Source organism: Anaerospora sp. (genome assembly GCF_032013335.1).
Taxonomy (GTDB): Bacteria; Bacillota; Negativicutes; order Sporomusales; family DSM-15969; genus Anaerospora.
The window spans coordinates 59,541-73,678 of sequence record NZ_DALZUO010000006.1; the positions used below are offsets into that span (position 1 = coordinate 59,541).

Genomic DNA, 14,138 nt, shown 5'->3' on the forward strand with positions numbered 1-14,138 from the left:
AAAATAGATGCGAGATAATTTGTTGCAAATAGTAACGAAGATGCAAAATAAAAAAATCATGCTCATTGGCGACATGATTGCTGATGTATATTTAGAAGGGCGCATTTCCCGGATTTCCCGGGAGGCGCCTGTCCTCATTCTGGAACATACTGCCGAAAATGTTGTTCCAGGCGGCGCTGCTAATGCTGTGCACAATACCGCCACACTAGGTGGTAAGGTATACGCCGTAGGTATAGTGGGTAATGATTCCCCCGGCCAGGAGCTTACTAAGGTTTTAGGTTCCAAGGGCGTGGTAACAACAGGTTTTATACCGGATAGCTCACGACCAACTATTACCAAGACGCGCGTGATGGCTGGAGGACAGGCCACAGTACGCCAGCAGGTAGTTCGCATTGACCGGGAGAACAAAGCCGAATTGTCACCAGAGATTGAAAAACAAATGATCGACTATATACAGCAATTCATTCCGCAAATGGATGCGGTCGTGTTAAGTGACTACGGTGGTGTTACCGTAACCCAGGCAGTTCTGCAAGCAGCGATTGAGGCTTGCAGGCTGCACTGCAAACCATCCATCGTGGACTCCCGTTATAAGGTGATGGAATATAAAGGCGTCACTCTTGTGAAACAGAATGAATCGGAAGCTGCTGCTGCAGTCGGGCTGAAAGCACTTGATGCGCAAGCCTTGCTTGAGGCGGGGAAAAGTATTCTGGCAGATTTGCAGGCGGAAGCGGTGCTGATTACCCAAGGGCCTGATGGCATGACGCTTTTTGAAAGGTCTGGCAAAGTGACCCATATTCCAGTAACAAATGTGAGCGAGGTCTATGATGTTACCGGTGCGGGTGATACAGTTGTTGCCGCAATGATTCTGGCAGTTGCAGCAGGGGCAGCTTATAAAGAAGCTGCCTGCCTAGCCAACTTTGCTGCCGGTATTGTCGTCAGAAAGCCTGGAACGGCAACCGCTACGCCAAAAGAATTGCAGGAAGTTCTGGGAGGGCACTATGAAGCTCATTAACCACGACCAAATTGCAGAGGTTGTACGCAATAGTAAAGCCGCTGGTAAAACACTTGTGTTTACCAACGGCTGCTTCGATATTATCCATGCCGGTCATGTCCGCTATCTGGCTGAAGCGAGAAAACTAGGTGACTGCCTGATCGTCGGCCTTAACAGTGACCGGTCAGTGCAGGAGTTAAAAGGACCTACCCGTCCAGTCAACCACCAGGACGACCGGGCGGAAGTAATGGGTGCTTTGGCAGCGGTAGACTACGTGGTTATTTTTGATGAGCGCACTGCCGAAGACTTGATCAGCGAGGTTAAACCTGACATCTACGTCAAGGGCGGCGACTACTGCATCGAGGATATTCCAGAAGCGAAAATAGTTGCCGCCAATGGTGGTAAAACGATATTAATCCCCGAAGTAGTTGGACGCTCATCTTCAAACATTATCAAGAAAATAAGTGAAACAATCTAGCCATTGTCATTGCGAGGAGCATAGCGACGTGGCAATCTCATCATTTAGCCAGTAACCTACTTGTCATTGCGAGGAGCGAAGCGACGTGGCAATCTCCCCTAATAAACAATACAAAAACATTCTTATCGTCAAGCTCAGTGCCATCGGCGATGTCATCCATGCACTGCCAGTGGCACATGCTTTAAAACAACAATATCCACAGGCGCGCATAACCTGGGTAGTAGAGAAGCCAGCGTATGATTTGCTGACGAACAACCCCGCTATAGACGAAATTATCATATTCGATAAGCCGAAGTTTAAATCACTGTCAGGGCTGCTAGCGAATGCTCCAGAATTATCACGGCAATTGAAATCCCGGAAGTTCGATGTAGTGCTGGATTTGCAAGGTTTATTCAAAAGCGCAGCCATAGCCTGGCTAAGCAGTGCCGCCGAGCGGTATGGTTACTGTAACATGCGAGAGCTAAGTCATGCAATCAGTACACCCATATGCGGCGAACATCAAAATGGGCACATTGTGGAGCGTTATTTGGATGTAGCCCGTGCGTTGGGCTGCAAGGTTGAACAGGGGCAATTCACGATTACGATTACAGAGCAGGAAGCGGCTGCTGCACAGCAGAGCATGAAAAAAGCAGGTATTACAGAGAATACCCGCTTCGTGGCTCTGGCGCCGGGAACGAACTGGCCAACTAAGTGCTGGCCAACTCGCTCCTATGCAGAACTGGCTGATCAGTTAAACACTGATGGGTTTACCTCTGTTATTATAGGTGGCCCAGGGGACCGGAAACTTGCCGATGAGATCATAGCTGCAGCCAAAGGCCCGCTTATTGATTTAGTTGGACAAACTACGCTGAAGCAGCTTGCTTTTGTTATTCGAAATGCTAGTGTCTTTGTTGGTGGTGACACTGGGCCCATGCATCTTGCTGTTGCAGTGGGCACACCGGTTGTAACCATGTTTGGGCCAACAGATCCGGTACGCAATGGTCCTTACAGTGGAGAAAACACCGTACTTACAGCTGCTATTGAGTGCTGCGGTTGTTGGCAGCGTAAATGCGACAAGAATAACGAGTGTATGACCAATATAACAGTGGACGAAGTACTGGAAGCTGTCAAAAAGAGAGCCAGCAGGTAAACTGCTGGCTCATTGACGTTTCTTTCTAAGTCGTCTTTTTATAAACACTTCTGCTTTTCTAAAGAAAATAAGTATCGAATGCAGCCAGGAAACCTTGATAGCAAATTCCCATAAAGGCTGCCGTGAGGAAACTGGAATGCGTGGCAAGGCATATAGGTCTAGATTCCACAAAGGAGCTTTATCGTATATCGCTAAAGCTCCTTTATATTGGGCTTCTTTAGCAGCTGTGATAACCTGGTCACTATAGTTACCATAAGGATAGCATAAAAAATCTCCCGGCAGGCTAAAACGCGATAAAAGAACTTCTTTGCTTTGGGTTAACTCCGTATGCAAAGCGTCTCCCGGCAACTGAGATAAAAAGGGGTGGCTAACGGTATGGGAACCAATTTCCATACCGGCATTTAACCAGTTCTGCAACTGCTCCCAATTCATTGTAACAGCCGGAGGTTTTCCAAAGTTTTCCCAGTTATTGGGCTGGCCTATCCAGTCAGAAATGGGGAAGACAGTAGCTTTCATATTTCGGGCAGTAAGTAAAGGCAAAGCAACAGAAAAATTATCTTCATAGCCATCATCGAAGGTTAGTACAACAGGTTTTGGTGGGAGTTCTTTACCCTGGGTGTAATAACTATGGACATCCTGAAGGGAAACCGTATGAAAACCCCAGGCTGATAGGTAATCCAACTGCTCCTCAAATTTAGCAGGCGAAAGTGAATTGCGGTCACCAGGAATATCTGCTATCCGGTGGTACATGAGGATCGGGACGCGTTTCGAAAACCGCAGGTATATTACAAAAGTACCTGCTAGGAGTAGTACTACTAGTATCATGAGCATGGTTTGTCTACCTCAGAGCCTAAAACCTTATTATATAGAGAAATTGTTTCCTCTACCATATTTTTACTATCGAATAAAGTCTCAACTCTTTTCAACCCATTTTCCCCCAATGTTTTGCCCAATTCACGATCGTGATATAATCTATCAATAAGTTCCATCATCTCATTTGCATTTCCGGAGGAGACCAAAAAACCGCTTATACCATGTTCGACCGCTTCCGGTGTGCCGCCAACAGCATAGGAAATTACCGGCTTTTTCATAGCCATTCCTTCAGCAAGTACCAAACCAAAGGTCTCAAGTATAGAAGGAAGGATCAATATATCGCAGGCAGCAATTGTATTGGGAACATCTGTCTGATGACCGGCAAAAATGATTCGGTTTCTTAAACCCTTCAGCAAGACCTTGAGCTTAATACGCCATGCTGACTTACCTTTGCCAATGACGAGGAGTTTCCAAGGCTTACTCTCGGATTGCGTGGCCATTGCCTGAATCATGTCATAATGACCCTTGTTATTACGCGTGGCCATTCTGCTGATGAGTCCGACAACGAAGTCATCGTTTTTCAAATTCCAATTGATGCGTAAATTCTTATTGGCTTTAGCCGAGTTAAATATCTCTAAATCGACGCCGTTGTAGATCGTAACGAGGCTGCTGCTGGATACTCTGGAATTTACAATTAGATAGTTTTTAAGAAAATCACTGACACAAATGATCTGGGCCGCCTGTCTGATGCCGCGATCTGCCTCTGATGAGCTAAATACGCCATGAGCGGTCATAACCCACGGTACGCCTGCTGTTTCACAGGCAATAGCGGCTGCATAAGCAGCTGCGGTCGAATTGGCGTGAACAAGGTCAATCTCTTCTCGCCGGATAATATAGGTGAGCGCATGGCCAGCAAGATAGCGATTAAGACGAATGGGGCAATAGTAATGCTTAAACCCAGCTTGCTTAAGGGCGTTTGCCAATTGACCACCGCCGGACACGATAACAACGTCAATTCCTCTACTCCGCAGTCCAGTAGCAAGAGTAAAAACATAAGACTCTGCTCCACCTATATTTAACCGGGGCACAACAAGCAGGACTTTCATAATATCTCCTCAAAGTTTTTAATAAACTATTAATATTGCATCTATGATTGTAACATAATTTTTTCAAGTGTGAGAAGGAATTTGTATCACTCCAATGCTGTTTTTATGGTTGTATGCTATAATAAAAGTCTAAATACTAACTAATGAGCTGATTGCAATATAGTTGTAGTTTCGAAAGAACAGGAGACTAAACATGATAGATTTACACAGTCATATACTCCCTGGTATTGATGATGGCGCTAAAACAATAGAAAACTCAATAGAAATGGCCCGGATTGCGATAGATAATGGTACAACGGTTATAGCGGCTACTCCCCATGTGATAGAAGGGCAATGGCTACCGGAGTGGTCAAAAATTCAAGGGCTGTGCGCTGAATTGAGACGCGAACTTAAGCGAGAGAACATAGCCCTTACTATTGTTCCAGGTGCCGAAGTAGCATTAAATATGGATATTCTAAACCTGATCAAGGGACCTGGTCCCTACTGCATCAACGGTGGCAGATATATGCTGGTGGAACTGCCAGCTACTCATATCCCTCAATATACGGATGAGTTTTTCTTTACTCTCCAGGCACGAGGGGTCAGCCCCATTTTAGCGCATCCGGAGCGGCATCCGGAAATTGCCCGCAATCCCGAATTGATCGTAGAGTGGGTCAATAAGGGGATACTTATGCAAGTGAATGGGCCCAGCCTAGTGGGGAAAATGGGTGATCGTGCCATGCAGACGGCAGAAGTATTGCTAAATAGCAATCTCGTGCATTTTTTTGGATCAGATACTCACGGTCCAAAGTCTCGTACGCCCCGGCTAACAGATGCATTAGAAAAGTCTTTCGCTTGCATTGGTGAGGACAAAACTCGGCAAATATTTTTTGCGAATCCGTTATGTATTATCAATAGTGAAGAGATCACGCTAACAGATGTACAACAAATCAAATTTATGAAAAAGCCAGGATTACTGAAAAGAATGTTAGGTATAATGAGGTGAAAAACGTCCACTGAAAAACAGTGGACGTTTTTTGTATTGCCGAAAATGTCGGAAAATAGCAGATTAAAAAGTTTGAAACTTAATAAATTTTAAATTATAATGAGACTCAGAAAAAATGGTGCAAAAGTCCTTAATTATTAGGACGTTGTGTGCTTGTACGGAAGAAGGTCTCATAATGTTAGAGCAGCGTGAACGTATGAACCAACATATCAAACAACTGGAGGATTTAGGCTATCGCAGCTTTCAGATTGATGAAATAATCCGTGATGCTGTTGGCATAGCAAAGATTGAAAACTTAACACAAGCACAGATGCAAACGCTCGAAGAAGCTTTGCAAGAGTATGTTTCTTTCGCTTTTAAGTGTAAAGGGAAGAAGTGCTAAACAAACAGAGCGCCTTTGTAAATAGGCGCTTTTTCCTATTTACAAAGGCGTTTCAAATCATCCACAATTTTGCAAGGAAGGATATCGGTGGAAAAAAAAGAACTATAGAATAAACAATATTCGACAATATAGGGGGAAGAGAATGAAGAAGGTTGTAACATCAGGTATTGTAGCGGCCATGTTAGCATTGAATGTGGCATGTGTTTCCGCCCAGCCTGATGACTATAAGCTAGGGCCTGGCGATGTACTTAGTGTTGGGGTCTGGGGTTATGAAGATTTAAAAAATGAAGAGCTTATTATACGTCCTGACGGTAAATTATCTTTTCCATTAGCTGGTGAACTGAATGTTCAAGGAATGACTGCAGGAGAATTGACAACTGCTCTCGCCGCAAGACTCGGAAATTATGTTATAGATCCGAATGTGACGGTAAATATTGCTAAATTCCGTACAACTCGTGTGTATGTACTGGGAGAGGTTACTAAGCCCGGCATGTATGAACTGGAAAAGCAGCACAATCTGCTTGATGCTATCGGCATGGCAGGGAGCTATACAAAGCGTGCGGCAAAGAAAGAAATCTTCATTATCCGCAGAGACAATGTGGACAAGCCGCAAAAAGTCAATTTGCTTAAGCTGCTGAAAAATGGCGATAGCAGCCAAAATGTTGCTTTAAACGAAGGCGATGTTGTGTACTTAACCAGTAACGGTAAGATTAACTTTGCAACTGATATTTTGCCGTGGTTCTCAGCAGTTTATCAAGCAGATCGGTTAGGAAAAGACTAAGTAACTTTTAGAGAAAGATTTGAGCGGGGGAACAAGCGTGGACGAGAATACACTTGATTTACGGGATATATTGAAGATCTTGAGAAAAAGGCGCAGGCTTATTTTCACGGTTTTCTCAGCATTTGTAAGTATTGCACTGATTATAAGCTTCTTACTTCCTCCTACATATGAGGCCGAAACCACTCTTAGAGTTAAGCAGTCAAAGGGGCTTGCCGACTCATTGCTTGGCGGTTTAGGTTCTATGAATCCGATGGGGACAAAGCAGGTCATGTCCACCTATGCGGAGATTTTGAAGAGCCGTACCGTAGTTCAATCCGTTATTGATCAGACCCAGCAGGATAAGGAAGAACTTCCGGTATATGAAAACTTCGTCAAAACAATTACCACTCAGCCGGTAAAAGATACGGAAATCCTAAATATTAAGGTACAGGCGGGAACACCGGCAGAAGCACAGCTAATTGCAAATACACTGGTCAACACTTTTATAGATAGAATGATCGCCCTTGTTCGCGGAGAACAGTCCAAAGTCAAGGAATTCATTGGTGAGCGGCTGCAGGAGTCCAAAAAGGAACTAGAAACAGCAGAAAATGCTTTACAAAAATACAAGCAGAGTCAGAAAATTGCTGCGCCTACTGAAGAGACAAAGGCACTGATTGAGAAGCTGGCTGCAATTGATAAGTTGTCAGCAGATAATCAAATTTCAGCTGAGACGGCAAAGGCGAAGCTTGCCAGTGCACAAAGTCAGCTGGCAGGACAAAAACCGGGCTTTATTGCCGAGAATCCGGTTATTCAGCAATATAAGCTAAAGCTGGCTGAGCTGGAAGTCAATCTGGTCAGCTTAAAGCAAAACTATACGGATAAGCATCCACAGGTTATTGCGACGAAAGCTGCTATTGCAGAAACGCTCAGTAAGCTGAATGTTGAGATTGCCAAGGTCGTTAATGCCGATGCTCCATCGGCTAATCCGGTACATCAGGGGCTCCTACAGGCCAAACTAGAGGCTGAGGTCGAAGTTGCCGTATCGACTGCTCAGCAGCAGGCCTTGCGAAAGCTAATTTCTCAGGGAGAAGAACAAGTCAGCAAACTGCCCGCTAAGGAGCAAGGTTTAGTGAAAGTCATGCGGGATGCGAGTGTTTCACAGGAAATCTACGTAATGCTGGCTAAACGGTACGAAGAAGCACGGATCAGTGAGGTCATGGAACCGACCGATGTCCAAATTATTGATATAGCAATTGCACCGGAAAAACCGATTAAACCGAAGAAACTTCTGAACACTGTTATCGCCGCAATCTTAGGCCTGTTTACCGGTGTGGGACTGGCATTTGCGCTGGAATACCTGAATAAAACGGTCCGTACGAGTGAAGATGTCCAGCACTATCTGGATCTTCCCTTATTGGGAAGTATACCTGCATTTGACAGCGAGGTTCACAAGGATACCAGCATAATGGACAAAGTAAAGCAGCTTTTTAACAGTAATAACAAACAAGACCGCCGGGCTTAGCGTGCGGGAATAGAATGAGAGGTTATTATGGCACAAAGAAAACTCATTGTTCATGAAGATCCCAAATCGCCTATTTCCGAAGCATATCGGACTTTGCGGACAAACCTGCAGTTTGCCAAAGTAAACAGCGAATTGCGAACAATCATGTTTACCAGCTCTGGTCCGGCTGAAGGGAAGTCTACTACAATTGCTAATGTTGCCGTAGCACTGGCTCAGTCAGGCCGTAGCATCATTCTTGTTGACTGCGACCTTCGTAAGCCAGTGCAGCATCGGATATTCGGTAAACGCAACAAGGGCGTGACTAATATTCTAGTTGATGACAGTCCGGCAGAAGTTTTTCTGCAGGATACGGAAATTAATAATCTACGTATTTTACCCAGCGGTCCGATTCCGCCTAATCCTTCAGAATTGCTGAGCTCCGCCAAAATGGCAGAGTTGCTTGATGAACTGAAGAAAATGGCCGATATGATACTGATTGATGCGCCGCCAACTATTGCAGTGACTGATGCGGCTGTTATGGCAGCTAAAGTGGACGGCATCGTATTGGTCATTGACTCTACAAGTGTCCGCCCCGAGATGGCCCAAAAGGCAAAGGACCTATTAATTAAAGCGAATGGTCATATCCTGGGGGCTATTCTAAACCGAGTTGAGATTGAAGAGGAGCACTCCTATTACTACTATTATTACGGGAATGAGAAGGCACGAACATAATTCTCAAAGTCAATTAATGACAGAGTTAAACCGAGTAGATAGTGAGAATTAAAAAGTAAAAAGCGATTTTGTAAGAAAAATTTTTGAATTTGAGGCGATTTCATGAGGAACAGATTTCCGATGCTTAGAAAATTGGTATTACTGACAGGCGACATATGTTTGTTGTTGGTAGCAACCTATTTAGCTGTTGTGATTGTTTTTTATGGTAATACGCCTCGTTTGATATCTGGCAGTTATTATAATATGTTGCCTGTAATGATTATTACAGCCGGGATTTTGTTTAATATTAACGGATTATTTTCGCTGGTGCGAAAAAAGTATAGTGAGCTTCTACTAAGTTTAGCTGTAGCGCTATTTAATCTATTTATTATTATGATGGCTGCTAGTTTTTTCCTTCGTGAGTTCAGTTATTCACGGGGCGTACTCATCGTTACTATGATACTGCAATTTATTCTGTTGGCTGTTTGGAAATATATATTCTGGAGAATGGAACGTGCCAGGATTATACCGCAAAATGCACTAATTATTGGCAGCCAGTCTGAATGCGTTAGAGTGATTGCCCGATTAAATGCCCAACCACAGTTAAACTATGAAGTACGGTATATTTGTACTGATTGTGATAGCGAGCCATGGAAAAAAGTGGCGGAGGATATTGACTTAATTATTGTTTGTGCTGGCTTAAGCCTAAGTGATAAGGCTGATATTGTACATTTTTGTCATGTGAATGGTAAACAGGTATTTTTAATTCCTAACGTTTATGAGCTATTTTGCAGCGGGGTTGAACTTGATAAATTTGATGATATTCCCGTATTTCGTCCGCAATATTTGAAGCCTACTTTAGAACAGCGTTCTTTAAAACGTATATTGGATCTGACTATTACCGGAGCAGCGCTGCTATTATTTTTGCCGCTTTGTATTCTGATAACTATTGCCATTAAGCTAGACAGTCCCGGACCCGTATTATATAAACAAGTGCGTACAGGACGCGACGAAAAGAAGTTTAAAGTATACAAATTCAGAACTATGCGTCAGGATGCTGAAAAAATTACAGGTCCAGTACTAGCAGCGGAAAATGATCCGCGCATTACTAGTCTAGGGCGTTTTTTACGCGCGACCCGGATCGATGAATTACCGCAGCTCTTCAATGTGTTTTTAGGAGACATGAGTATTGTTGGACCACGTCCTGAACGGCCATTTTTTGTAGAACAGTTTAAGAAGGAAATTCCTGAATATGTTTATCGACATAATGTTAAGCCTGGTATTACTGGAATGGCCCAGGTTTATGGTAAGTATAACACTACGCCGTATAATAAACTTGTTTATGATCTAATTTATATACAGAAGTGTAATGTGCTTACAGATATAGTTATAATGCTCCAGACGGTAAAAATATTGGTAACAAAAAGTAGTACTGAAGGTGTAATATCAAATAAGGTTAAACTTGATTTAGCAATGTATCAGATCGAAAAAATCGGATAGCTATCTCCATCTTCTTTGTTCACCAGTTTAAGCGAGAAATTTAGCATATGTTAATATTAAGCAAGAAATTAGTAGGTTTATCCCTATTCCATAACAATGCACGACACTATATTATAAGCTGAGTACTCGGGCAGGTTATAGTATAGTGAGACCATATAGGGTATTTAGAATAATAAGAGAGGAGGGAAGAACTTGAATTTAATGTGGAAAATATCTAACCATGTTATCAGTGAATTGTACGTAAATGGGACTAACATAATTTATCCATGGGGATTTGAAACAGCAGATTCATCTGCCTTTTTCTCCTTGGAAGCTGGTGTAGGTTGGAGGCATCAATGTCTGAAGGAATTCTATGACTCCAGTTTAGATCATTTTACAGCTAACATAGTTACACAGATGAAGGAAGGAAAATGGGAACTCAACATAGCGGATAAGATCGAAAGTTTAAATCAAGTCACTAGATTTGTCGAAGCTCAGTGCCATGAGGAAAGCATTTTTATGGATTTCGTCATGCGCTTTAGATTTAAGAAAGAACACTTTGAATTTGCTCAAATCTCCGGAAAAAAAATTTACCATAAGGCGAGTAATGTATATCACCAATATCCGGTGAATGTTGTTGTTCTTAGTGGCAATCAATTCGATATTAAGATAAAAATTATGGATTCTAAAGTTCCATCTCAAATGGAACCAGTCATGTATGTTAGAGATAGTGACAACGAATGGGTTGTGCACGTGAGGATGTTACCTAAGATTTATGAGAAGGAAGTTATAAAAATTTGTACTCGATGGGCTAGAACCAGACCATTGCCGCAACCTTTATCGAACCTAATTTTGAAGAATAAAAAGCTTAGAAACTTTCTTTGGTATCGAGGCGAGGTCAATCCCCACAATTACAATTTTCCTCTTAAGCTATTTAATCCAAGTGCTTATCCGATGTGTAGATTAGCTAGGGGAACAAAACTAATGTGGAAGGTAAGTACCGAGATTAATGAAAAATCAAATCATAAGTAATATTATTCAATCGTTTATTGAAAAGTTTTTTGTTATCGGATCTCAGCTTATTTTATCTATCTTACTAGTCCGATTACTTGATCGTGAAGACTATGGGATTGTTGGGGTAGTAGTCGGATACTATGTATTTGTCAATTTTGTAAACATCTCTCTGGAGGCAATCATCCTTAGAGATCACAAGAAATATAGTCTTAACCTGGACAATTACTTTATAAACTTCTTCGCCTTTAGCGTAGTTAAAAGTATTTGTTTTGTCTTATTGAGTGGGATGATAGCAATAATTCTTGTAGGGACCCATGATAATCAGAATTTTATTTATAGCATTATATCTGTAACCGTAATTTTAATTGCGGATTCTTTAGTTGCTCCAATTTTAATTTACACTACATCAACTTTTAAACAAAAAGTAGTTACAAAAATTGCAATGGCAAGAGCAATAATAAATGTCATACTAACCTGTGGTTTGTTTGTTTTCCCCTCTCTGAAGTACATTGCAATTAAGGACTGTATCGTTTCAGTTTTATACATCGTTTTTTGGGTAATTTATGCCAAAGGGCAGATAAATTATAGCAAAGTTATGAATCTTAGCAATTATGATTATGGTTTTATTAAAAAAAGCTTGCTAGGATATTCACTATGGACCCATCTAAACGGAGTGGTAACAAGCTTTATCTACCGATCAGATATGTTTTTCTTGTCTTTTTTTACTAGTTTGAGTGCAATTGGTGATTATAATATTGCGCTGAATAGTGCAAACGTTGCTAATATAGTCCCGATGATTTTTGGCTATCAAAACAGTGTTGCCCTTTCTCATGCAAAAGATATAGAACAGGCTAATCATATTACAAATACTTTCATTAGAATATCAATATATGTAGGCGTCCTTACAGTGTTTGGGTTTGTTTTCTTGGGGAAAATATACTTATACTTAATGACAGGCCAATCAAACGTTGACGTTATTTACAGTTATATGCTTCCAATTGTTATTGGTCTTGTTATCGTAAAAACGTTTGCATCACCTTTAAATGCTTATATTAATATTAAAGGATCAGTAAACTCCCTGTTTAAATCAGTTCTCATTCCTGTGTTTGTTGTAACCATATTATCCTATCTTTTAAGTTCATTTTACCTTGGTCCTTCAGGTGTCGCTTTAGCTAATATACTAGTTGCAATGATATGGTTAATATTAATTATTAAAGAAATAAAAAAATATCACTACAATTTTGCAAGTGTGGTCTCATTTGGTGAAGATATCCAATTTGTAAGGAGATTACTTGTGAATGCAAATAAAAGATAATCTAATCATCATCAGTATGAATATAGCTGTCTTCATACAGCAATGGTTACAAGAAAAAAGTGGATTTGAATGTCGGAGTTTTTACGGAGAAACCTATACACTGGCTTTAATGCAATTGCTTGGTATATTGGAGCCGGGGGTTAAACATAAAATTTTAAATGCATATAACAAAATTGATAAAACCGATTCACAATTCCACTGGGAATTTAATAATTATGCATTACTTCAATATTATCGCCTCTCTCATGACCAAGAAGTGCTGCCGCTTATTTACCCGCTCCAGTTCAAAAATACCCCATGTACAAACTGGACCTTACTAAGAAGTGCGGCTCGGTTGTGTGGAGGAGAAAACAAAGAACTAGCCGCCAAAGAAGCTCGAGAAAAAATCGCTAAATTCCAGCTAGGGTCAGGTCAAATTCTTGATGAAAAAAAGGTTAAGTCCTTCCAGTATCACTGCTTTTCGACAGCTATGATTGCAGAAATATATGAGCAAACCGGGGAAAAGGATTTTTATGATAGTTTTATGCTAGGGGTAAAATTTATAAGGGTTTTTATTTTATCAAACGGAGAGGCCAACTACATTGGGAGAGGACAAAAACAGTCTTTTGGTTACGGTGCGTTAGTATATATACTGGCTTTGGCCTATAAGTATACAAATGACCATGCTATCTTAGGAGACTTGCACAAAGTCGTGGGCTATTTAAAAAAACACCAGGACAGTAACGGCAGCTTTCCTTTAGTTCTAAACGGAATAAAGCAACAAATTCCTCCAGTAGTTGATATGACCGATCCGAGCTATTGCGGCTGGTATCCCTATAACAACTATTTTGACTATCTTCCCTTTATGGGATTTTTTATAGCTAAAGCTAGCACAGTCCTTGATGAATTAGACACTACAATTCCGGTATATAAAGCGCAAGAGGACTATTCTGACAGTAATTACATTAAACAGGTAACTAAGAACTACGAAGCTGTAGTATCAACGGTTGGTGGTTATTGGACGAACGATATGCCGATACCCTATATCGTAAGTAAAGGCAAAAGCATTACTCCTTGTTATGGTGGTGAACAATTTCAAAAAAGTATATATAGTTCTATGGGAATACCGCTGCCGTTTTCAAAATGGCTTAATAAATCTGTAAGATGGATGGCAGTTAGTTTTTTTAAAGACAAAACATTATGGGTAGTGTCGCCGATTGGAATTGTAAAACGCGATTTTCGTTTCTATGAAGATTTGATAAAAATTGAGACTAAAGTTTTTTCGTGGCTAAAGCTTACGCATCTCTATCTATTTAAGTTTGATACTCTTCAAAAGAGAGAAAACATGCTAGTAATTAATGAGGTGGAGATTGTTGGAAGCCAATTAACTGAGACCGATATCGATGAGTTTTCTTCCGATGGAAAACTCTGGGTGTTTAAAGATAATAATAGGTGCTCAATACTTGAATTCAAATTTAGATAAAAGGACCGGTTT

General features: G+C 41.3%; 14 protein-coding genes. 12 read left to right on the forward strand and 2 right to left on the reverse strand.

From position 1 onward, the window contains the following. Positions 1-7: 7 nt before the first annotated feature. The 3 genes from RTR76_RS07190 (at position 8) to rfaQ (ending at position 2,598) form a co-directional block, all read left to right on the forward strand. Positions 8-1,012, forward strand: a complete 1,005-nt coding sequence (locus RTR76_RS07190; protein WP_312518497.1) for a PfkB family carbohydrate kinase — start codon at positions 8-10, stop codon at positions 1,010-1,012. Beyond that, complete coding sequence (gene rfaE2 / locus RTR76_RS07195; RefSeq protein WP_312518500.1) at positions 999-1,469, forward strand: D-glycero-beta-D-manno-heptose 1-phosphate adenylyltransferase; 471 nt, start codon at positions 999-1,001, stop codon at positions 1,467-1,469. The genes RTR76_RS07190 and rfaE2 overlap by 14 nt, the downstream gene beginning before the upstream one ends. Positions 1,470-1,554: 85 nt before the next feature. Then, positions 1,555-2,598, forward strand: a complete 1,044-nt coding sequence (rfaQ, locus tag RTR76_RS07200; protein ID WP_312518502.1) for a putative lipopolysaccharide heptosyltransferase III — start codon at positions 1,555-1,557, stop codon at positions 2,596-2,598. Between the two features lie 9 nt (positions 2,599-2,607). Here the strand turns inward: rfaQ and RTR76_RS07205 are convergent, their stop codons facing one another. Together RTR76_RS07205 and RTR76_RS07210 are read right to left on the reverse strand one after the other, a co-directional pair. After that, complete coding sequence (locus RTR76_RS07205) at positions 2,608-3,429, reverse strand: polysaccharide deacetylase family protein (RefSeq protein ID WP_312518506.1); 822 nt, start codon at positions 3,427-3,429, stop codon at positions 2,608-2,610. After that, the gene (locus tag RTR76_RS07210) at positions 3,420-4,517 is read right to left on the reverse strand and encodes a glycosyltransferase family 4 protein (protein WP_312518507.1); all 1,098 of its coding nucleotides are present in this window, start codon (positions 4,515-4,517) and stop codon (positions 3,420-3,422) included. Before RTR76_RS07210 ends, RTR76_RS07205 begins: the two co-directional genes overlap by 10 nt. A gap of 193 nt (positions 4,518-4,710) precedes the next feature. Between RTR76_RS07210 and RTR76_RS07215 the strand changes: the two genes are divergently transcribed. The 9 genes from RTR76_RS07215 to RTR76_RS07255 all read left to right on the forward strand — a co-directional run bounded on the left by RTR76_RS07215 (position 4,711) and on the right by RTR76_RS07255 (position 14,126). Beyond that, positions 4,711-5,502, forward strand: coding sequence for a CpsB/CapC family capsule biosynthesis tyrosine phosphatase (locus RTR76_RS07215; protein ID WP_312518509.1), 792 nt, complete (start codon positions 4,711-4,713; stop codon positions 5,500-5,502). A 175-nt stretch (positions 5,503-5,677) separates the two neighbouring features. Further along, entirely contained in the window at positions 5,678-5,884 is a 207-nt protein-coding gene (locus tag RTR76_RS07220) for a hypothetical protein (RefSeq protein ID WP_312518512.1), read from the forward strand. Positions 5,885-6,026: 142 nt separating this feature from the next. After that, a complete protein-coding gene (locus tag RTR76_RS07225; RefSeq protein WP_312518514.1) occupies positions 6,027-6,665 on the forward strand; it encodes a polysaccharide biosynthesis/export family protein in 639 nt (212 codons plus the stop codon). 37 nt (positions 6,666-6,702) lie between these two features. Then, a complete protein-coding gene (locus RTR76_RS07230) occupies positions 6,703-8,166 on the forward strand; it encodes a GNVR domain-containing protein (protein ID WP_312518517.1) in 1,464 nt (487 codons plus the stop codon). A 27-nt stretch (positions 8,167-8,193) separates the two neighbouring features. Continuing rightward, positions 8,194-8,877: a CpsD/CapB family tyrosine-protein kinase gene (locus RTR76_RS07235; protein ID WP_312518520.1), complete on the forward strand. Its 684-nt coding sequence runs from the start codon at positions 8,194-8,196 to the stop codon at positions 8,875-8,877. Positions 8,878-8,979: 102 nt separating this feature from the next. Continuing rightward, positions 8,980-10,356: a sugar transferase gene (locus tag RTR76_RS07240; protein WP_312518525.1), complete on the forward strand. Its 1,377-nt coding sequence runs from the start codon at positions 8,980-8,982 to the stop codon at positions 10,354-10,356. A 192-nt stretch (positions 10,357-10,548) separates the two neighbouring features. Beyond that, positions 10,549-11,367: a hypothetical protein gene (locus RTR76_RS07245; RefSeq protein WP_312518527.1), complete on the forward strand. Its 819-nt coding sequence runs from the start codon at positions 10,549-10,551 to the stop codon at positions 11,365-11,367. Beyond that, the gene (locus RTR76_RS07250; protein ID WP_312518529.1) at positions 11,345-12,664 is read left to right on the forward strand and encodes an oligosaccharide flippase family protein; all 1,320 of its coding nucleotides are present in this window, start codon (positions 11,345-11,347) and stop codon (positions 12,662-12,664) included. Before RTR76_RS07245 ends, RTR76_RS07250 begins: the two co-directional genes overlap by 23 nt. Further along, a complete protein-coding gene (locus RTR76_RS07255; protein WP_312518532.1) occupies positions 12,648-14,126 on the forward strand; it encodes a hypothetical protein in 1,479 nt (492 codons plus the stop codon). The genes RTR76_RS07250 and RTR76_RS07255 overlap by 17 nt, the downstream gene beginning before the upstream one ends. Positions 14,127-14,138 lie beyond the last annotated feature (12 nt).

Excerpts from the sequence above, each read along its gene's own strand:
- RTR76_RS07255 (WP_312518532.1), top strand. The coding sequence starts at position 12,648 with ATGCAAATAAAAGATAATCTAATCATCATCAGTATGAATATAGCTGTC.
- RTR76_RS07250 (WP_312518529.1), top strand. The coding sequence starts at position 11,345 with ATGAAAAATCAAATCATAAGTAATATTATTCAATCGTTTATTGAAAAG.
- RTR76_RS07215 (WP_312518509.1), top strand. The coding sequence starts at position 4,711 with ATGATAGATTTACACAGTCATATACTCCCTGGTATTGATGATGGCGCT.
- RTR76_RS07220 (WP_312518512.1), top strand. The coding sequence starts at position 5,678 with ATGTTAGAGCAGCGTGAACGTATGAACCAACATATCAAACAACTGGAG.
- RTR76_RS07205 (WP_312518506.1), bottom strand. The coding sequence starts at position 3,429 with ATGCTCATGATACTAGTAGTACTACTCCTAGCAGGTACTTTTGTAATA.
- RTR76_RS07210 (WP_312518507.1), bottom strand. The coding sequence starts at position 4,517 with ATGAAAGTCCTGCTTGTTGTGCCCCGGTTAAATATAGGTGGAGCAGAG.
- RTR76_RS07190 (WP_312518497.1), top strand. The coding sequence starts at position 8 with ATGCGAGATAATTTGTTGCAAATAGTAACGAAGATGCAAAATAAAAAA.
- RTR76_RS07235 (WP_312518520.1), top strand. The coding sequence starts at position 8,194 with ATGGCACAAAGAAAACTCATTGTTCATGAAGATCCCAAATCGCCTATT.
- rfaE2 (WP_312518500.1), top strand. The coding sequence starts at position 999 with ATGAAGCTCATTAACCACGACCAAATTGCAGAGGTTGTACGCAATAGT.
- RTR76_RS07225 (WP_312518514.1), top strand. The coding sequence starts at position 6,027 with ATGAAGAAGGTTGTAACATCAGGTATTGTAGCGGCCATGTTAGCATTG.
- RTR76_RS07240 (WP_312518525.1), top strand. The coding sequence starts at position 8,980 with ATGAGGAACAGATTTCCGATGCTTAGAAAATTGGTATTACTGACAGGC.